The sequence below is a fragment of the Novosphingobium cyanobacteriorum genome (assembly GCF_029436685.1).
Lineage (GTDB): Bacteria > Pseudomonadota > Alphaproteobacteria > Sphingomonadales > Sphingomonadaceae > Novosphingobium > Novosphingobium cyanobacteriorum.
The window spans coordinates 1-18,509 of record NZ_JAROCY010000015.1; the positions used below are offsets into that span (position 1 = coordinate 1).

17 protein-coding genes are annotated in these 18,509 nt (G+C 59.3%); 5 read left to right on the plus strand and 12 right to left on the minus strand.

The genetic code is table 11. The features are described from left to right. Positions 1–183 precede the first annotated feature (183 nt). On the plus strand, positions 184–2,670 hold the full coding sequence (locus POM99_RS15295; RefSeq protein WP_277279347.1) for a TonB-dependent receptor: 2,487 nt from the start codon (positions 184–186) through the stop codon (positions 2,668–2,670). Between the two features lie 98 nt (positions 2,671–2,768). On the opposite strand, the gene POM99_RS15300 is transcribed toward POM99_RS15295, so the two are convergent. The 3 genes from POM99_RS15300 to POM99_RS15310 form a co-directional block, all read right to left on the minus strand. Continuing rightward, complete coding sequence (locus POM99_RS15300) at positions 2,769–3,335, minus strand: TetR/AcrR family transcriptional regulator (protein ID WP_277279348.1); 567 nt, start codon at positions 3,333–3,335, stop codon at positions 2,769–2,771. Positions 3,336–3,598: 263 nt separating this feature from the next. Beyond that, positions 3,599–5,680, minus strand: coding sequence for an acetate--CoA ligase family protein (locus POM99_RS15305; protein WP_277279349.1), 2,082 nt, complete (start codon positions 5,678–5,680; stop codon positions 3,599–3,601). A 239-nt stretch (positions 5,681–5,919) separates the two neighbouring features. Then, positions 5,920–6,825, minus strand: a complete 906-nt coding sequence (locus POM99_RS15310) for a crotonase/enoyl-CoA hydratase family protein (RefSeq protein WP_277279449.1) — start codon at positions 6,823–6,825, stop codon at positions 5,920–5,922. A 263-nt stretch (positions 6,826–7,088) separates the two neighbouring features. On the opposite strand from POM99_RS15310, the gene POM99_RS15315 reads away from it, so the two are divergent. Genes POM99_RS15315 through POM99_RS15325 form a run of 3 tightly spaced genes read left to right on the plus strand, consistent with a single transcriptional unit; the run spans position 7,089 to position 10,156 of the window. Beyond that, entirely contained in the window at positions 7,089–7,880 is a 792-nt protein-coding gene (locus POM99_RS15315) for an SDR family oxidoreductase (RefSeq protein ID WP_277279350.1), read from the plus strand. A gap of 37 nt (positions 7,881–7,917) precedes the next feature. Further along, positions 7,918–9,006: an acyl-CoA dehydrogenase family protein gene (locus tag POM99_RS15320; RefSeq protein ID WP_369011642.1), complete on the plus strand. Its 1,089-nt coding sequence runs from the start codon at positions 7,918–7,920 to the stop codon at positions 9,004–9,006. Beyond that, complete coding sequence (locus tag POM99_RS15325) at positions 8,999–10,156, plus strand: acyl-CoA dehydrogenase family protein (protein ID WP_277279352.1); 1,158 nt, start codon at positions 8,999–9,001, stop codon at positions 10,154–10,156. Before POM99_RS15320 ends, POM99_RS15325 begins: the two co-directional genes overlap by 8 nt. A 59-nt stretch (positions 10,157–10,215) precedes the next feature. On the opposite strand, the gene POM99_RS15330 is transcribed toward POM99_RS15325, so the two are convergent. From POM99_RS15330 to POM99_RS15340, 3 genes are all read right to left on the minus strand, one after another. After that, positions 10,216–10,608, minus strand: coding sequence for a 2Fe-2S iron-sulfur cluster-binding protein (locus tag POM99_RS15330; RefSeq protein WP_313792142.1), 393 nt, complete (start codon positions 10,606–10,608; stop codon positions 10,216–10,218). Then, entirely contained in the window at positions 10,548–11,756 is a 1,209-nt protein-coding gene (locus tag POM99_RS15335) for a cytochrome P450 (RefSeq protein ID WP_277279354.1), read from the minus strand. The genes POM99_RS15330 and POM99_RS15335 overlap by 61 nt, the downstream gene beginning before the upstream one ends. 124 nt (positions 11,757–11,880) lie before the next feature. After that, entirely contained in the window at positions 11,881–13,035 is a 1,155-nt protein-coding gene (locus POM99_RS15340; RefSeq protein ID WP_277279355.1) for an epoxide hydrolase family protein, read from the minus strand. A gap of 175 nt (positions 13,036–13,210) precedes the next feature. On the opposite strand from POM99_RS15340, the gene POM99_RS15345 reads away from it, so the two are divergent. Continuing rightward, positions 13,211–14,065, plus strand: a complete 855-nt coding sequence (locus tag POM99_RS15345) for a metal-dependent hydrolase (RefSeq protein WP_277279356.1) — start codon at positions 13,211–13,213, stop codon at positions 14,063–14,065. 15 nt (positions 14,066–14,080) lie between these two features. Here the strand turns inward: POM99_RS15345 and POM99_RS15350 are convergent, their stop codons facing one another. The 6 genes from POM99_RS15350 to POM99_RS15375 all read right to left on the minus strand — a co-directional run bounded on the left by POM99_RS15350 (position 14,081) and on the right by POM99_RS15375 (position 18,502). Continuing rightward, complete coding sequence (locus POM99_RS15350) at positions 14,081–14,488, minus strand: GlcG/HbpS family heme-binding protein (protein WP_277279357.1); 408 nt, start codon at positions 14,486–14,488, stop codon at positions 14,081–14,083. Positions 14,489–14,552: 64 nt separating this feature from the next. Then, on the minus strand, positions 14,553–15,311 hold the full coding sequence (locus tag POM99_RS15355; RefSeq protein ID WP_277279358.1) for an SDR family NAD(P)-dependent oxidoreductase: 759 nt from the start codon (positions 15,309–15,311) through the stop codon (positions 14,553–14,555). 4 nt (positions 15,312–15,315) lie between these two features. Next, entirely contained in the window at positions 15,316–16,143 is an 828-nt protein-coding gene (locus POM99_RS15360) for an enoyl-CoA hydratase/isomerase family protein (RefSeq protein WP_277279359.1), read from the minus strand. Positions 16,144–16,203: 60 nt separating this feature from the next. Then, positions 16,204–17,361 (minus strand): acetyl-CoA acetyltransferase, encoded by a 1,158-nt coding sequence (locus POM99_RS15365; protein ID WP_277279360.1) that lies wholly within the window; start codon positions 17,359–17,361, stop codon positions 16,204–16,206. Next, positions 17,361–17,732, minus strand: a complete 372-nt coding sequence (locus tag POM99_RS15370; protein ID WP_277279361.1) for a Zn-ribbon domain-containing OB-fold protein — start codon at positions 17,730–17,732, stop codon at positions 17,361–17,363. The genes POM99_RS15365 and POM99_RS15370 overlap by 1 nt, the downstream gene beginning before the upstream one ends. Next, positions 17,732–18,502 (minus strand): enoyl-CoA hydratase/isomerase family protein, encoded by a 771-nt coding sequence (locus POM99_RS15375; RefSeq protein ID WP_277279362.1) that lies wholly within the window; start codon positions 18,500–18,502, stop codon positions 17,732–17,734. The genes POM99_RS15370 and POM99_RS15375 overlap by 1 nt, the downstream gene beginning before the upstream one ends. Between the last annotated feature and the right edge of the window lie 7 nt (positions 18,503–18,509).

Here is an 18,509-nt window from a genome sequence, read left to right on the forward strand (position 1 = left end):
CCAACATCCCCGCCCTCGCCGTTCGTATGCACAAACGGACAGCCTCAAACATGCCCAAGGGTGGGGTCAATTTTAGACGCCGATTACCCCTCAAACGGGGTCAATTTTGCACGCCGGTCTACAATTCAAAGCCGGGGTAAACCGGTGCAGTTTCCACGCGGAAACCTATTGGGAGGTGCCAAGATGTTGCGTTTGTCGTTGATCGCGGGTGTGAGTATGTCTGCTCTGCTTGCAACATCCGGAGCCCGTGCACAGGAAGCATCTGCCGGCACGATAGGCGAGATCATCGTTACGGCGCGCAAAACTGCGGAGTCGCAGCAAACCGTACCGATCGCCATCACCACGCTAGGCGGCGATGCCCTGCAGCAGAAGACCATACAGAGCGTCCGCGATATCCAGTTCAACGTGCCTGGCTTGGTCAACTATCCCGAACCGCAGGGCGGTGCGCCAGGTTTTGCAATTCGCGGCACGCGTCAGCAGGGAATTACCGGTTCGCAGGGAGGTGTAGCGGTTTATCTCGGCTATGTTCCTCTGACCTCGACAATGTCCATCAAGAACTCGAACTATGACATGCAGTCGGTTCAGGTGCTAAAGGGGCCGCAGGGCACCCTGTTCGGCAAGAACACGACTGGTGGCGCCATCATTTTCATGCCGAACGCGCCGAGTGACAAGTTTGAGGGCATGACCAAGGTTGGCTACAGCCGGTGGGACCGCAAGGACCTGACGGCAATGATCAATGTTCCGATCAGCGAATTCGCTGCGCTGCGTATTGCGGGCCGCTACATCAAGAGCGACGGCCGGCTGAAGAACGTGATCGACCCGAACGATCCGGACGTCGCCTTTTATGATTCGGTCTTCGGGGCGGCCAACCGTTCCACCAAGGACCTGTGGGCGGAAGATAACCAGTCACTGCGTGTCTCGCTGAAGCTTACCCCAACGGAAAACCTGACCAACACGACCATGTTCGACTGGTATCACCAGACCAAGGATCAGACGGACAATCAGGCAGGCCTTATCACGAAGATCAATGGTACCTGCGGTGCACTGTATGGAACCTGGGATTTCTCTAACTTCCCGAATATTGCACCAGCCGCCAACGATTCTGGCTGTATCAGTGATTTTGCCCGTCAGCAGCGCCAGGGCAACCAGACGACGACGCGCCTGTGGCCGGTCTATGTTTCGGGTACCTGGTGGGGCATTACCAATACGACCGAGCTTGAGATCGGTGATGTCACGGTTCGTAATATTTTCTCGTACCGCAAGGATAACATCGAGAACTCGGAGGACGACAGCGGTGTCGACGCGCCCATCCTGAAGGGGTGGAACAAAGTTCCTGCGCATGCTTACACGAATGAAATAAACATCTTTGGTAAGGCATTTGACAACAGGCTTGACTATACGATCGGTGCTTTGTGGTCGAATCAAACGACCCGACAGATGCTGAACTATTCAGTTCTCAACTACTGGCGAGATCGCGATCCCTTCGGTGTCCTCCCTGCCTGGAACCTGTTGAATCCGCGTTGGGCCGACTACACCTACGGCAACAAGACTCTCGCCGGCTTTGGGCAGATCAACTACCATGTGGACGACAAGTTCACGTTCCTGCTGGGTGGTCGCTACACCAGCAACAAGCAAACCTATCTGGCCAACGAGTACACGGGCATCGCTGCCGGGGTGAATCCCGCTTCATTGATCGGCAAGCTCGCTATTCAGGGCCTGCCCACCGCATTGTCCAACATGACTTGCGTGACAGGCGCGTTTGCAACTGCCGGCGAAGTGTTTGATGCAGCCAATTGCAGGCTGCGGCGGAAGGCGAACTTCAATTCGTTCATCTTCAACGCCGGGTTCCAGTACCAAGCAGACCCGCGGACGATGTTTTACGTCAACGTGGGCAAAGGCTATCAGTCCGGTGGCTTCAACAATCAGCAGCCGGTTGCCTACGCCACGTTCAAGCCGGAAACGGTCATGAACTTCGAAGCAGGCCTAAAGAAGGACTGGCTGCTTTTCGGTCGTCCGATCCGGACTAACGCTGCGATGTTCTATGCCAAGTACAAGGATCAGCAACGCTCGCTGAACGGTTCATTCAATGCCGCAGACATTGCCCGGTTCAACCTGCCACCGAGCTTGCTTGGCAGCTCGTTCATCGCGGTGTTCAATGCGTCCAATTCGACCACATGGGGCGGCGAACTGGAGCTTGCCTACAACCTCACCGACCACTTCCAGCTGTCAGCGTTCTACACCTATATCAATGCAAGGTACGACAGCTTCGATTCACCACCATATGGCAATGCATCTGGCCTTACGAACCTGTCGGGTCGAGCGCTGTCCTCAACACCGGCACACACGGCCAACGTGTCGATGAACTATACCATACCCGTCAATAGCAATGACGGCGGACTGCGGTTTACATTGAACGCCTATTACCGTTCGAAGGTGCTTACCAACGATCGTGACGCCAGCGTTGACACGACTATTCCAGGGTATGCCATCGTCAATGCCCGCATCGATCTGATTAAGACGTTGCCGCTTGATATCGGCATTTGGGCCAACAATCTTCTCGATAAGGAATACGCGATCTTCAAGAATTCCACGCTTGATGACTTCGGTCTGGCGCGTACGGATTTTGGTGAGCCGCGCGCTTATGGCGTAGAGGTCACTTATCGTTTCTGAAGATCTTGAAAACGACAAATGAGGGCGCGGCATCCGCCGCGCCCTTTTTCATACGAGGCCAGTGAAAGCCAGACTTGGGCTTGTGGGCGGTTTTGCGCTCAGGCGTCGGGCCGTGGCGCTAGGCCACGCACGAAATGCTCGCCCGACTGCCATACCAGCTTGTCGATATCGGCAACCGGCCCTTCGAGGAAAAACTGCGTGATGTTGCGTAATACGCCAATCAACATAAGGCGGGCCATTCGGGAAGGAATGGCAGTATCCATCTTGCCTTCGGCGCGAGCATCGTCAAACAGCCGGTCAAAATTGCAGCGCATCTCTCGTGCTGCTGCGTTGATGCGAACAGTGGCTTCAGGCGTAAGATAACGCCGTTCGTTCATATAGACGGATACATAGTCGCTCTTCTGAACGATGAGCTTGTGATGGGCGGCCAGGAAACGATGAACACGCTCTTCGAACCTGGTCTCTTGCTCACAGGCGAGGCGCAACGAGGTCATGGGTTGCTCTAGGCCTGCCCGGCAAACCACTTCGAGGGCCTCGTCCTTGGAACGGAAATAGGTGTAAAGGCTCGCAACCTTAATGCCGAGCATTTCGGCAATCGCCCTCATCCCTGCGCCATGATACCCAAAACGCGAAAACACGTGGGCCGCCGCGTCAATGACCTGCATACGCCGAGCACTGGGGGAAGCAAGAACGCTGTCAGGCGACTTTGCGTTTCCGACTGGGTCGGTCGCTGCTACCATCTGGTCGACCATGTTCTAATCTTCTCCAGAATTCGTCAGAAGCTGCCTGCTCACCGGAGCCTCATCGCACTGCCGATTAATGTGATGTCCCCGTGTCGCTTTCCTGGCGACAGCAGTGCCAACCATTCCCTGGAAAAAGCGCCAACGATGGGTCGATTTGCCATCACGAACATAAGGGGGAACCTCGCTTAGGTCTCTATCACCGCGTCCAGGGCCAGAATGCCGTTGCCCTTGTCAAGCACGAGCAGCGGATTGACCTCTATCGTACGCACAGTCTCTGCATTGGCCGCAGCAAGGCGGGACAGGGCACTGATTGCCTGCGCCAACGCCACGACATCCGCCTTGGCTCGGCCCCGGAAACCGTCCAGCAGTGGAAAGCTGCGGACTGAACGGATCATGTCCATTGCCTGATCCTCGGTGACGGGGGCAAGGCGCATTGTCACGTCTTTCAGAAGCTCGACGGTGACGCCGCCCAAGCCGAACATGATGACCGGACCGAGCAAGGGATCTGTATGGACGCCAACTATGCATTCAGTCCCGCCGGTGATCATCGGCGAAACCAGATAACCCTCGATCCGAGCGTCTGGCATTGACGCAGTGACCTTGCCTACCATTGCTTCGAGTGTGGCGGCGGCATCCTTCGGGTCAATGCCAAGGGCAACACCGCCGATTTCGGTCTTGTGCAGGATATCCGGGGATACAACCTTTATCGCGACGTTGCAGCCAATAGACATGGCCGCTGCCTCTGCGTCAGCCGGGTCCTGAACAAGGTGCTCAGCCGGAGAAGGGATGCCAATGCCGGCAAGCATTGCTTTGCTCGCCGCCTCGGAAAGCGCGGTGCCCCGCTCTAGTGTCGGCAGACCTGTCAGATCGCTGGCGTCGGGTAGGTCCCGGTCCCATGCCAAGGGGAAGGAGGCGAGCGCCGCCAGGGTCTTGATTGCTCTGGCAGGCTCCCGGTAGCAGAGAAAGCCCGCTTCGCCATATTCGGCCAGCGTTTCGGCATCTGCGGTCACCGACGCTGCCATCGGAACATCGGCAAAGCGCTTGGCCACGGCCTTGAGGCTATCGAGCAGAGGGCGTTTGATGAACGGCAATCCGGCGATCAGACCAACATTGACGTAGGCGCAGTCAAATTCAGCCGATTCAAGCACCACATCGATGGCACGTGCATACATCGGCGGGTCGTTGGCTACCTGTCCGGTAAGGTCGATCGGGTTGAATGGTGCGCCATTGGGCGAGATCTCAATGAGCCGGGTCTGAACCGCGGCAGACGCTGTGGGCACGGCAAGTCCCTCGTCCGCGGCAAAATCGGCTGCCTGTACCCCGATCCCTCCCGAATTGGTCAAGATTGCGAGACGTCGTCCTCGCGGGAAATGGCCACGGCTCGCGGCATAGGCCACGTCCAGCATTTCTTCGGTCGTGCGGGCGCGATAAACTCCGTAGCGTTCAAACACCGCATCGTAGACTACGTCGGAGCCCGCAAGCGACGCGGTGTGGGACGCGGCGGCCTTGGCACCCTGTTCGGTCCGCCCCACCTTCAACACGACGACGGGCTTGCGCCGGGCATGTGCGGCAGCGAGCCCGTCGAAGAACGACTGCCGGTCCCGCACCCCTTCGATATAGCCTACCACAACGTCGACATCGTCGCTCATGGCCATATGATGCATCGCTTCACCCAGGCCTACGTCGGCTTCGTTGCCGGTGGTGATCCAGACACCGAAGTTCAGTCCCACTTCCTGCGCCGACTTAACGACTTCGCCGGCATAGCCGCCGCTTTGACTGACGAGACCGAGCCGGCCGGCCGTGCCCTTCACATCGTCAAATATGCCGGAGAAGGACAGGAAGCTCTTCGCATGCAGGTTGTACATGCCGAGGCAATTCGGCCCCAACAACCGCATTCCGGCAGCATTTGCTATGTCGACCATGCGCTGCTGCAGCAGAACGCCCTGCTCGCCCATTTCTGCAAAGCCGGCACTAAATATTACCGCGCCGCCGACACCCTTGCGGGCACAGGCCTCGATGGCGGGCAGCACTGCACCAGTCGGCAGGGCAAGCACGGCACAGTCGATCCGTCCCGGGATGTCGTCTACGCCGGCGTAAGCCTTGAGACCTTGCACCTCATCACGGCCTGGGTTCACCGGGAAAATGTCGCCCGCAAATCCCACCTCCTTCAGATGGCGCAAGGCGCGGCCACCGATACGGGTGACATCGCCTGAAGCGCCGATCATGGCGACTGAACGGGGGCGCAGTAGAATGTCGAGGCTGGTCATTTTGAGCCCATGCAAAAGGAGGTGACCTTGGTGACTAGTGCCGGATTGACATGGTCTCAACCAAGGGCCGGAGGGCGGATGGAACTATCATCCACGTGCTGCGCCGCTCACTGGCGCACGGTCCGCATACCACCTGCTGCCATCAGGCTGGGCTGCAAACCGGGGTGCGCTTTTTGATAAGGAGCTTGCGGGTATCCGTCGCGTCAAGGTGATGCATCGGGCATGAGGCGGACCCCCGTTCACCGATCGGTACGTAGACGGACAATCCCGTCTCCGAACGGACCATCGCGATTTGCAAGTGCCTGCTTGAAGCCGCTCTCTGCCATGTCCTTGCGAAATCCGAGGCGGCGCGGTCCGGTTCCGAGATGGGCGCGCGCATCCATTTCCACGGCAAGGCGCTGCATTGTCATCATGCCCATTTGTTCAAGCGACATGTTGACTATGCGCTTGTGTGCGGAATTCAGTTCCGGATCGACGAGAGCGACGCGCTGGGCCAGTTCCATCGCGAAGTCATCCAGCTCTTCGGCCGGCACGGCGTCCAGTACCAGGCCAAGCTTTGCGGCATCGCGGCCGAGCAGTACGTCGCCGGTCATCAGCAGCCGCTTGGCCCATTGTGGTCCCAGGTGATAAGTCCACATGTGGGCTGGCGGTGAACCGTTCGCGCGCGTTGCCGGAAATCCGATGCGCGCGGTTTCCGAGGCAACCAGCATGTCGCAGCGGAACGCCAGGTCCGTACCGCCAGCGAGGCAGTTGCCGTGGATCTTGGCGATCACAGGCTTGTGCATTTCGTAGATGATGTTGGGAAGCGACTGGAAGCGTTCCATCGACCAGCAGTCGTTGTCAAAATTGGCGGACGACTTGCGATAGCTGATCTTGTTGCCGTCCGGATCGACCTGATCGACCCCGTAAGCTGCGACAAGGTCATAGCCGGCGCAGAAGTCCTTGCCTTCGCCCGCCAGGAGGACAACGTTGACATCCTCGCGGTCATCGGCTTCCAGCAGAGCATCGCGCAATTCAAGCAGCAGTTCGTTGGACAAGGCGTTGCGACTCTGCGGTCGATTCATTGTGACGCACGCCACGGCGCCAACCATTTCGAATTTGATGAATTGCGGGTTCTTCAGCCACTTGCCGGAATAATTTTCCACTGTCGCCTCGCTGTTTCTCGCGCTTGCCCGCGCGTTGGATTGCATGGACGCTACGGTGGCTGGGCTGTAGTTGACCAGTGCAATCAGCACGCGGTGCGCATCATCACGGTCACGATTGTCAGTTGGGATTGCCCTGAACCGGGGAGGCGGTTGATGTCGCACCGAAAACACCATGATGATTTCGTGATGGGCCCGCGTTGCCGCTCATGTGGGGCAATCCTATACGCTAGCGATCATCGTCTCGCTTCGGGATCTGCATCAGCATGGATAACAAGGTCTCGGTCAACCCGATGTCGCTCGCCGACCGAACGGTCATTGTGACAGGCGCGGGCCAGGGTATCGGGCGGGCCGTCGCGGAACTTGTCGTGGCGTTGGGGGGGAACGCTGTAGTGGCGGACATGAACCCTGACGCGCTCGCCTTGGCTGAAGCTGACTTCCCGGAAGGGCGCTTCCTCGGTGTTGCAGCAGACATTTCCGACGAAGCTGCAGTGCAGAATCTGGTCCATCAGGCAGTTCAGACCTTCGGTGCGGTGCATGGATTGGTTAATAATGCGGGAATCACCCGGACAGCGATGATCGACAAGATGACGATCGAGCAGTGGAACCAGGTCATATCCGTCCATCTGACCGGAGCGTTTCTTTGTACCCAAGCGGTGGGCCGGCACATGATCGCCCGCGCAAAGGCCGGGGAGGAAAATCCAGGAGCGATCGTCAACATTTCCTCCGATGCGGGTATCCAGGGGACGGTTGGGCAGATCAACTATGCCACGGCCAAGGCTGGCATACTGGGAGCAACCATGAGCACCGCGCGCGAATGGGCGAAGTACGGCATCCGCGCCAATTGCGTCGCCTTTGGCGTCGTTGAAACACCAATGACCGAGACCATTCGCACCAACGAGAAGTTCCGGGAAACCTACATGGCTAGAATTCCGCTTGGTCGCTTCAGCACGGCGCAAGAAGTGGCGCAACCAGTCTGTTTCCTGTTGTCAGAGGCGGCCTCGTTCATCACCGGCCAGCGCGTGTCGGTGAACGGCGGCATGCAGATGGCGGTCTGAGGCAATGGGCTGGCGTGTCGACAACGAACTGCAGCAGATGCTGCGGGACAGCGCGCAAGGCTATCTGGGCGACGCGGGCGGGGCGCCCCACGCGCGCAGGGTGCGTGCGCTGTCGGACGGGTTTGACCCGGCGACCTGGGCGAGCTTCGGCGAGCTTGGCTGGACTGGAGTGCTGCTCCCGGAACGGCTAGGCGGCTCGGAATTGGGACTTGAGCCGGCACTGACGCTCGCGGAGGAACTGGGCCGTAGCATTGCGCCGGAACCCTTCGTCGCTTCATCCGTGATCGCTGGCACGCTGCTTTCTGCTGCAACGACCGATGCTGCCACCGAACTTGGCATTGCCTTGGCGCAGGGCCGACGCAGCGTTACCTTGGCCTGGCAGGAAAATCGCGGTTCTCTAGGCCTGCCGCCATTTGTTACCTGTCTTCAGAATGGCATGTTGAGTGGCACGAAGGTCCACGTGCCCGGTTGGCATCCCGGCGTGGCCCTGCTCGTCGCGGCAGTTTCCGCAACTGGACCGGTCGTGGTGCTGGTCGATCCAACGGCGGCAGGGGTGACCATCACTGCGAGCCGGCTCACCGATGCAACATTGGCCGCAGATATCGTGTTTGACCGGGTAGCGATCGCCGATGATGCCGTTCTGCTTCGCGGTGCGGCCGCCGAAGCCGCGCTCCAACTGGCACTGGCCCGCGGGACTGTTGCGCTTTCCGCGCAACTCGAAGGGCTCGCCGGGGCGCTCTGGCAAATGACGGCCAGCTATATGAAAGACCGGTTGCAGTTTGGCAGTCGCTTGTCCGATTTTCAGGCACTTCGCCATCAGATGGTCGATCTCTCCGCCGGGATCGAACTCGCCGCAGCCAGTTGGCGTGCTGCGGCCACTGCGCTTGATAGCGGTGTCGGCGTGGATCTTGCTATCCACGCGGCCAAGGCGCGCTGCTCGCAGGCAGCACAGGATATGAGCCGCTGGGCAATCCAGTACCACGGGGCCTTTGGCTATACTGATGAAGCCGATGTCGGCCTGTTCGTTCACGCGGCGCTGGCTTGGTCAACCTGGCTTGGCAACCCTGCGGCCCACCGTCGCGCCGCACTAGTCGCCTACCGCAGCGGGAATGTCCGTCATGGCTGAAGATCTCAATGCGCTCTCCCACGATGCATTCCGGGCTCGGTGGCGTGAATGGCTGCATGCCAATTTCCCGAACGAGTGGCGTATCCCTATCATCCACCGTCTGGCGGGCGAGGATGAACGCCGTTGGCATCGCATGACCTATGCTGCCGGTTGGCGGGCGCCAAGCTGGCCGAAAGAATACGGCGGCCTTGGTCTTAGCCTTGAAAAGCAGTTGATCATGAACGAGGAAATGGAAGCACATCGCTGTGCCCGCGTTCTTGACAGCGGGGGCGCCCTGCTGGCCCCGGTATTGATGAAATACGGAACCGAGGAGCAGAAAGCGCGCTATCTTCCGGCCATTCTCAACGGCGATGACTTGTGGTGCCAAGGTTATTCAGAGCCTAATTCCGGCTCCGATCTTGCCAGCCTGGGTACAACGGCCGTGAAGGATGGCAAACATTTCATCATCAACGGCCAAAAGATATGGACCACACTGGCGGCCTTCGCCGATCGCATATTCGTGCTGGTGCGCACCAACAAGGATGTGAAAAAGCAGGCCGGAATCAGCTTCATCCTCGCGGACATGGACCTGCCCGGGCTCACCGTCAGGCCCATCATGAATCTCGCTGGCGAAGATGAGTTGTGCGAGGTCTTCTTCGACAACGTGTGCGTGCCAACTGAAAACCTGGTCGGTGCGTTGGATCAGGGCTGGACTGTCGCCAAGGCCCTTCTCGGCGACGAACGGATCACCAATGGCGCACCGACTCTTCCGCGCCAGTCATTCGAAATGCTCGAGCAACTGGTCCAGGGCCTGGATCTAGGGGATGATCAGGGTGTCAATGACAGAGTGGCCGTGCTGCTATGCGATCTTCACGATCTTGCAGCCCTTCATCGGCAGGTTGCCGATGCGGCGATCCGGGGCGAGGTCGACAATGCGGTGCTCAGCATGATGAAGGTTCTTGCCACTGAACTGTTCCAGCACATTACGGACGAAATGCTGCGGGTCAGCAACGAAAGCGCCGGGCTTGTCGAGCCTGTCGGCATCGGCGGTCTCGACACGGATTTGCGCAAGCTTTTCATGGTGGCACGTCCTTCCACCATCTATGCCGGAGCCAACGAGGTTCAACGTAACATCATCTCCAACATGCTGTTGGGACCAGCCGCCAAGTAAGGTAGCAGGGAACGCTCAAGGTGGGATTGGCCCAATCGCCCGGTCCCATGTCTACAACTTCAGATCTGCGAGGCCGGCAATCTGATGCGCGTGCCTGCAAAGCCGCGGGTAACCAGAACCTGGCAGCTCAGCCGGCTGTCCGCAGTGGCGTCGATTGCGCCCTGTAGCATGTCCAATTCGTCGGCAGACGCTGGTTCGATGTCTTTCAACAGAGTGGGATCGAGGTAGCAATGGCACGTCGCACAGGCCAGTTCGCCTCCGCATTCCCCGATAATGCCGGGAACGTCATTGTCGAGTGCGGTACGCATCAGTGTCTCGCCTGGCGCTGCCTCGATTTCGTGCTCCGCCCCGCCATGCTGGACGAATGTGATCCTTACCATTTCTAGCCTCTTCAACTCGCGTTCCACACCAGTGGCAGGGCCTTGAGGCCCAGAACCGCTCCGGTTTCCCATTTTACGCCGCCCCGGCTCTCATCGATTGTGAAATCTGGAATACGCCTCAGCCATTCTTCCAGAAAGATGCGCAGTTCTGCCCGCGCAAGGATCGCCCCAGGACATCGATGCGTCCCCTTGCCAAAAGCCATGTGATCGCGGGGTTTGCGATCAAGCCGCACCTCCAGTGCATTGTCCCAGCGCGTTTCGTCCACGCCGTGCAGCGGAGTGGGCAGCATGATCCTGTCCCCTTCCTTCAGATCGATACCGCCAAATGTGGAGTCCCGTGTCACATAGCGTGCGACAGTCGAGATTGCATAACGGCGCAGGATTTCTTCGATGGCATCGGGAATGACATCAGGATGGTTGCGCAGGTACCGGCGGTGACCGGGGTTCAGTGCCATATGCCTGGTGGTCAAGGCCATCATGCCGCCGACTGTATCCAACCCGCCCAGCATGACCGTTGTCATGTAGCCGACCTGCTCAGCCTTGGTTAGCGGGCGACCGTCCACATCCATGTTCACGATCGCGCTCATCAAGTCAGTGCCGGGCAAGGCAACACGGCGGTCGATCCATTCGGAAAGATAGGCGTTCATCGCCCCCATCGCCCTGAACCGCTCCTGATCCACAGTGCCCTTGATCGCGGTATTGGCGAGCCCGATCAAATACTCACGGTCGTTCGACGGAATGTCGACAATCCGCAGGAACAGCTCCATCGGCATCTTGAGCGAAAAATCGTGCACGAATTCGCACTTCCCCTGCGGGGCAATCGTATCGATCAGACCTACAGTCAGTTCGCGCGCACTCTTGGCCAGTTCGACTACTCCTTTGGGTGAAAGGGCCAGGTTCAGTGGGCGGCGCAGAGCCTTGTGGTAGGGATCATCCGCTTCGATCGGAAGCATCGGTGGAATCTCGGCAGGGGAGGGGGGGATGCCGATCCCCTGGGCAGAGGAAAACAGTTCCCAGTCTGGCAGCGCAGCCTCTAGCAGGTCGGCATTGTTGATCACCCAGAATCCGCCGGAGTGCGGCGTAAAGAACAGGTCCGGCCCGTTGTTGACCTGATCGTGCCAAGCGCGATGCGCGTCCTCGTCCTCGCCAACGAAAGTGAAGATATCGAAATCCCTGACGAGATGTTCAGGGACGTGGGCCGGAATTCGCGCGCTCTCCATTCCGCTCTCCTGTTCTTCGCAAGGTTGCAGCGCTTATGGTCTGCTACGGAATGCTTGCAGATGATCTGGGTGAAGTGAATGCTTCATATTTTGCGCTGTTCAGCATCGCGCATGTGATCGTCGGTCAACCGAGCGACAGGACAAATGCTCGCAGGTCGTCGGCAAAGGCCTCTGGCTGTTCCATCGCTGCGAAATGCCCACCCTTCGCCATCTGCGTCCAGCGGGTGACTGCAAAGCTTTGCTCGGCATAGGAGCGCGGTGGCGGCGGGAACACGGGGTCTGGAAAGGCGGCGACGCCGGTGGGTACGGTGACCCGATGCTCCAGTCCAGGGGCACCCTCTTCGCCAACGGCCTTGTAGATCCAGGTCGAAGTAACGATGTTTCCGGTGCCAACATAGAGCATGATATTGGTCAGAAGTTGGTCAAGCGTATAGACCGACTCCAGCCTAGGTTCGCTGCCATTCCGGTCGAGGTCCGACCAGGCTGCGAACTTCTCCAGGATCCAGGCCGCGGCACCCACGGGGCTGTCTGCCAGCGCGAAGCCCAGCGTCTGTGGCCGCGTGCCCTGCTGGTGGGCATAGCCGCCTTCGATCATGCGCATCAGGTTCACGTGGGCGAGATAGGCCTTCTGCTCTTCTGTTTCAGGGGTCGCCTTCGTGTTCTGGAGCAGGCACATGTTGAGATGGAGCGCAACGCAGGCTTCTGACTGATCGTGCGCGATCCAGCTGGCGATCACGCTGCCCCAGTCTCCCCCTTGGGAAACGTAGTGTGAGTAGCCCAGAACTTCAGTCATTAGCCGGTTGAAAAGCCGAGCGATTGCGCGCGGTCCGATCGGCGCTGCGGGGCGACCTGATAGACCGAAGCCAGGAAGCGACGGGATCACCAGATCGAAGCCGTCCTCAGCGTTTCCTCCGAAGCGCTCGGGATGGGCCAGACGCTCGATACAGCGCTCGAACTCTAGGAACGAGCCGGGCCAGCCGTGGATGAGCAGCAAGGGAGGGCGGCGACCGGGCGCGGAACCTTTCACATGCAGGAAGTGGATGCCGATCCCTTCTACCACCGCCATAAAGTGAGGCTGGGTGTTGAGCAGGGCCTCTGCCGCTCGCCAGTCGTAATCGTGGACCCAGTAGTCTGCGATCCGGCGCATTTCGGCCTTCGCAATCCCTGCCGACCAGTTGCCGGCATCCGGGAATGCATCCCAATCAAATCCGACGATCCGGTCACGAATGCTCTGGAGGCGCTGTTCGGGCAGGCTGATTGCGAATGGGGTGGCTGGCATGAACGAAGACCTTCCCGGCTCGATTTGGTGCCTCCTCATAGAGCCTGTCGCATGCTGGTGCGCAGGGGGAATTGGCCGATATCACGCTCGTGAATGCCGCGGCACTGCATTTGCCGACCTTGAGTGCTATAACTGCCAATGCAGGAAATGAAACCTTTGACATTCGAGGCACAAAATGAAGGTTCGCAAACCCACGATGGATTACAGCGAAGTGCCGCTCTATTGGTCGGACAACCACGAGTTCGCACAGCGCTGGAATGCGGGCTCTTTCGTCCCGGCCTACATTGAACCGTTCCTGGTCAAAGTCCTGAACGAGGCAAAGCCGCTGCTGGACACGCGCAACAAGCAACTGGCGAGAGACGTCGAGATCTTCATCAAGCAGGAGATGGAGCACTGCAAGCAGCATGTGAAATTCAACCGGCGTTTCTGGTCCTTCGGCTATGACGAGCTCAAGCCGTTGGAAACCGCGTTTGCCAAGGATTACGATGACTGGATGAAGACCAAGTCGCTTCGTTTCCGCCTTGCCTACTGCGAAGGGTTCGAAGCGATGAGTGCGATTTCGGTTACGGCCATCTTTGAGGAATCGGACGAATTCTTCGAAACGGCAGACCAGAACGTGGTTGACCTCTGGAAGTGGCATCTGGCCGAGGAATACGAACACCGCTGCGTGATGTACGACGTGTTCCATCAACTATACTGCAAAAACCCTGTCACCGGGTATTTTTGGCGGATCTACGGCCTGTTGTATGCCATGGTTCACTTGGGCGGCTTTACTGCAAAGGCATCGAAGGTGCTGCTGGACAAGGACCGGTCGACCATGACGCCAGACCAGCTGGCGCAGTCGCTCGAAAACGAAAAGCGGGCGAAGAAGGCGTTGGGCCGTCCTGCGCTCAAGCATCTGCTCGAGATCTTGTCACCCTTCTACAGGCCGGCCCGTCGTAGGCCGCCACGTGGGGTCGATGCCTATCTCGGTGAGGGCTTCCCGCGAGTGTCCGTTACGAATTCTGCGGCTGTCGTCGCTTCCGCGTGAGGCAGGTCAGAATGATCAACCTGTGACGAGGGCGGCGATAGCCGCCTCGGCACAGGCGATGTCCTGCTCTGTCGTGCCGCCCGAAACGCCGATAGCGCCGGTAATCCGCCCATCGGAACGGGTCGGAATGCCACCCCCGAACGGCAGCATGTTGGGCAACGCCGCCATAGTCGGGACACTGCGCGCAGCCTGTTCCATTACAAAAGTTGGAAAACCATAGAGCGCGGCTGTGCGCGCCTTCTCCCGTGCCACATCGATCGAGGCCAGTGGCGCCCCGGTACCGCGTTCCAGCAACAGCAAATGACCGCCGGCATCAACGACTGCAACGACCACCAAGCAGCCGTGATCCTGCGCGCAGGCCATGGCAGCATTGACCATGGTGCGGGCTGCGGCGGTACTAAGGTGAATGGCTGTTTCAATCATTGCAATCCAGCTTCCCCCGGAACAATGCAAGGGTCAATCGCTCGACCGCGGATGCTAGCGACCGTCAATTCATCCAGCGGCCGCCATTGACGATCAGGCTTTGCCCGGTAACGTATCCGGCACCTTCGCTGGCGAAGTACGACACTGCATGGGCAATATCCTCTGGCTCGCCCAACTTGCCCACAGGTGTTTCGCTGATTGCCTTTTCCACGAAGGATGCAGGCAAAAGGTCGGTCGCACGCGTCCGGATGTAGCCAGGTGCGATGGCATTGACGGTGATGCCGTACAGCGCCAGCTCTCGTGCAAGTGACCGGGTGAAGCCAATCACTCCGGCCTTCGCCGCGGCGTAGGCAGCCGATGACTTGCTGCCGATATAGGCCGAATCTGAAGCGATGTTGACGATCCGGCCATAGCCGCGTTCGCGCATCCCTGGCACGGCCTGGCGCGTAGCGTCCATTGCCGTCCGAAGGCAGATATCGACCATGAAATCCGCTAGGTCGGCACCTGCCTCCCAGAACGGCGCTGCATTTTCCCGTGCGCTCTGGCCGACATTGTTGACCAAAATGTCGAGCGGTCCCAACCCTTCCGTCGCCTGATTAAACGACAACGCGATTGCCTCCCGGTCCAGCATATCGGTCCTCAAAGCCAACACGCGTTGACCTTCTGCTTCAACTTCGGCTGCAACCGCAGCGATGCCTTCAAAGTCGCGGTCAAGAAGGGCCACGTCGCAGCCATCTCGGGCGAGACGCAATGCGATTGCTCTTCCGATCCCCTGCGCCGCGCCCGAAACGAGCGCGACGCGGGCACCATTCTTATTCGCCACAGGCTCAGCCCCGGAACTTGGGTTTGCGCTTTTCGACAAAAGCAGTCGTTGCTTCGCGGTGATCGGGCAGACGACTGGAAACGGTTTCCAGTGCGAAACCGGCATCGACTGAAGATGCGAACAGCTGGCGAATGCCGATGTTCAGCACATGCTTGGTGTAGGAGATCGCTTGCAGCGCGCCATTGTTCAGCTTGTCGACGATGCGGCTCACCTCGGCATCAAGATCCTCTTCGGTCGTTACCTTTGCGATCAGGCCCATCGCCTGTGCTTCGCGCGCGCCGACCAGGTCGCCGGTCATCAGAAAGTATTTGGCCGCGGCAAAGCCGGCGTTCATCGGCCAGATTACGGCACCGCCATCACCCGCAACCAGTCCGACCTTGACGTGAGGATCTGCAAAACGTGCGTTCTCCGAGGCCACACAGATGTCGCAGAAAAGCGCAAGCGTGGCGCCGAGGCCAACGGCATCGCCGTGGACTCGGGCAACAATCGGCTTGTCGCAGTCGAGCATAGCCGTCATGAAGCGCTTGCCGTTCTTGATGCCTACGACGAAGTTGTTGATGTTGTCGACGCCTTCCTGCATCGCAACGATATCGCCACCAGCGCAGAATGATTTGCCGGCTCCAGCCAGAACGATGACACGCACTTCCGGATCGGCGTCAGCATCCCAGAAGATGCGGGTCAGCGCTTCGTCCATGTCCGGACGGATCGCATTGCGATAGTCCGGGTTGTTGAGGGTGATGGTCAGGACATTGTCGGTGAGATCGAGCTTGATCGATTCAGGATACTTGGAAAAATCGATCGAACGGCCCTGTTCATCGTAGGAATTGCTCATCATTCTTGCCTTTCCGCAGTTGCTGTCGGGGTCGGAGCCCCTTGTTCTTGGAAGTTTGCATCAAATGGTTTCAGGCGATCCAAGAATTACAGTCGCCTGACTCGAAAGCACGCCGCCATTGCCATGGGCAATCGCCAGATGAGGGTCTGTAACCTGGCGTGTGCCGCATTCGCCGCGTAGTTGGCGGATGGCTTCGACCAAGGTGAACAGACCATACATGCCCGGATGACAACACGACAGACCGCCGCCGTTTGTGTTGACCGGTAGCCTTCCACCTGGTGCGATCGCGCCGCCTTCCACAAACCGCCCGCCTTCGCCTTTTGGGCAGAAACCGAGATCTTCGAGAAAGAGGATCGTATTGATGGTGAAGGCATCATAGACCTGCACCACGTCGATATCGCTGGCCGTAACTCCGGCTGCGGCATAGGCTCTCGCGCCGCTGTCCTTGGCTGCTGTCACGGTAAGGTCCTCCATCCACGAGATCTCGCGGTGAGTGGTAGCCGATGCTGCACCAAGCACTGCGACCGGCCTGGCAATCAGATCGCGCGCGCGATCGGTACGGGTCAGCACGATTGCCGCAGCGCCATCCGTCACAAGGCAGCAGTCCAGCACCTTTAGCGGAGAGCTGACCGTGCGCGACGCCATGTAGGTTTCCATGTCCAGCGGGTCGCGTTTGAATGCCTCCGGATTCATCTGCGCCCAGCTGCGTGCCGCCAGCGCTACTTCACCCAGTTGTTCCTGCGTGGTGCCATACTGGTGCATGTGTCGGGCAGCGGCGAGGGCATAGGAGCTGACGGGGTTGATCGGCTTGTAAGGCGCCTCGTAAGTCATTGGGTAGATCGTGGTTGCCAACTTGCCGGTAGCCGTCGCCTGGTTGTTGCCGAAGGCAATCAGGGCAACGTCGATCAGGCCCGCATCGAGCAGAAACGTGGCCTGTTCAACATAAGCCTGGAATGCTGATCCGCCGACCCGACTGTTGTCGGTGATCGTTGGATGTATCCCGAGATATTGCGCAAAGCTGAGACCGCCGAAGGTGTCCGTGGGATGGCAGAAGAACAGCCCATCCACATCGGCGGGTGTCAAGCCTGCTTGGGCCAAGGCGTCGCGGGCTGCAATTGCGGCAAGGTCAGAGGATTGGAAGCCGGGAGCGCGGCCTTGGCCAAAGGTGGTCGCACCAACGATGGAAACCTTGCCACGGGGAAAGGGAGAACTGGTCATCACGCCTCCTCCGCCGGAACGAAGACCACGAACTGGCGCTCGTCTTCCTCGACGATGCGCGCGGTGACCGCCATTCCGATGCGAATAGCGGCGGGATCGATCCCATCCACCCGGCTCATCATGCGTGGCCCTTCGGCAAGGTCCACCAGTACGACATTGTAGGGCTCAAGCGGAGGCTTGCGGCTAATCACGGTCACCGAATGGACTTTGCCTTTGCCCGACGCTTCCACCCATTCCAGAGCACGACCAGTACCCGGCTCGATTGCGCGGGGATAGAAGTGATGGACGCCGCTGGCTATGCCGCGCTGGATCATGAAGTGCCCCTCGGCAAGGTGGGCCTGGTATTCGATGTCGGGCTGAACTTCTGCCATCATTGCCCCCTGAACTGCGCCTTGCGTTTTTCCTTGAAGGCAGCGGTGCCTTCGCGAAAGTCTTCTGACCGCACCATCAGCGGCTGCATGACCATCTCCGCGGCCAGTGCTTCCTCGTAGCTTTGGGTCTCGGCTGCCGCGAACTGTCGCTTCGACATCTTGAGCGAAAGCGTGGCGGCATTGGCCCATTCTCCGGCCAGGGCGCGGGCCCGCGTGATAACCTCGTCGGCCGGGACTACTTCGCTGACCAAACCCAGCGCGGCCGCTTCGTCGCCGGACACGAAACGACCGGAATAGACGAGTGCCTTTGCCCTGATAGGACCGAGATTCCGGGATAGGAGGTGGACCGCACCCCCATCCGGTGCCAGCCCGATATGTCGGAAGGCGAACTGGAAGCGCGTATCAGAGGCAGCCACGATGTAGTCACAGGCGAGCGCCATCGACCAACCAACCCCTACGCAGACACCTCGCACGGCCGCGATGATCGGGATGTCCGTATGGATGATCCCGCGCATCATCCGATGGAGAATCTCAACTCGTGCCATTCCATCCGCGATGCCGCCGCCACCCATCTCGCCTACGTCCGCTCCGGCACAGAAATCGGTGCCGCCACCTGTGAGCACGACTGCCCGAACCGAGACATCGTCCTGAATCTGTTCGAACACCCGAGGGAGCTCGATCCGCATCGGTCGATCCAGCGCGTTCTTCTTCTCGGGCCGGTCAAGCGTGACCGTTGCGACGCCTGCCTCGATCTGCAGAGTGATGGGCACCTTTCTC

Excerpts from the sequence above, each read along its gene's own strand:
- POM99_RS15340 (WP_277279355.1), bottom strand. The coding sequence starts at position 13,035 with ATGCCAGCCACCCCATTCGCAATCAGCCTGCCCGAACAGCGCCTCCAG.
- POM99_RS15315 (WP_277279350.1), top strand. The coding sequence starts at position 7,089 with ATGGATAACAAGGTCTCGGTCAACCCGATGTCGCTCGCCGACCGAACG.
- POM99_RS15325 (WP_277279352.1), top strand. The coding sequence starts at position 8,999 with ATGGCTGAAGATCTCAATGCGCTCTCCCACGATGCATTCCGGGCTCGG.
- POM99_RS15330 (WP_313792142.1), bottom strand. The coding sequence starts at position 10,608 with ATGGGAAACCGGAGCGGTTCTGGGCCTCAAGGCCCTGCCACTGGTGTG.
- POM99_RS15370 (WP_277279361.1), bottom strand. The coding sequence starts at position 17,732 with ATGGCAGAAGTTCAGCCCGACATCGAATACCAGGCCCACCTTGCCGAG.
- POM99_RS15300 (WP_277279348.1), bottom strand. The coding sequence starts at position 3,335 with ATGCAGGTCATTGACGCGGCGGCCCACGTGTTTTCGCGTTTTGGGTAT.
- POM99_RS15350 (WP_277279357.1), bottom strand. The coding sequence starts at position 14,488 with ATGATTGAAACAGCCATTCACCTTAGTACCGCCGCAGCCCGCACCATG.
- POM99_RS15365 (WP_277279360.1), bottom strand. The coding sequence starts at position 17,361 with ATGACCAGTTCTCCCTTTCCCCGTGGCAAGGTTTCCATCGTTGGTGCG.
- POM99_RS15345 (WP_277279356.1), top strand. The coding sequence starts at position 13,211 with ATGAAGGTTCGCAAACCCACGATGGATTACAGCGAAGTGCCGCTCTAT.
- POM99_RS15335 (WP_277279354.1), bottom strand. The coding sequence starts at position 11,756 with ATGGAGAGCGCGCGAATTCCGGCCCACGTCCCTGAACATCTCGTCAGG.
- POM99_RS15360 (WP_277279359.1), bottom strand. The coding sequence starts at position 16,143 with ATGAGCAATTCCTACGATGAACAGGGCCGTTCGATCGATTTTTCCAAG.
- POM99_RS15320 (WP_369011642.1), top strand. The coding sequence starts at position 7,918 with ATGCTGCGGGACAGCGCGCAAGGCTATCTGGGCGACGCGGGCGGGGCG.
- POM99_RS15305 (WP_277279349.1), bottom strand. The coding sequence starts at position 5,680 with ATGACCAGCCTCGACATTCTACTGCGCCCCCGTTCAGTCGCCATGATC.
- POM99_RS15295 (WP_277279347.1), top strand. The coding sequence starts at position 184 with ATGTTGCGTTTGTCGTTGATCGCGGGTGTGAGTATGTCTGCTCTGCTT.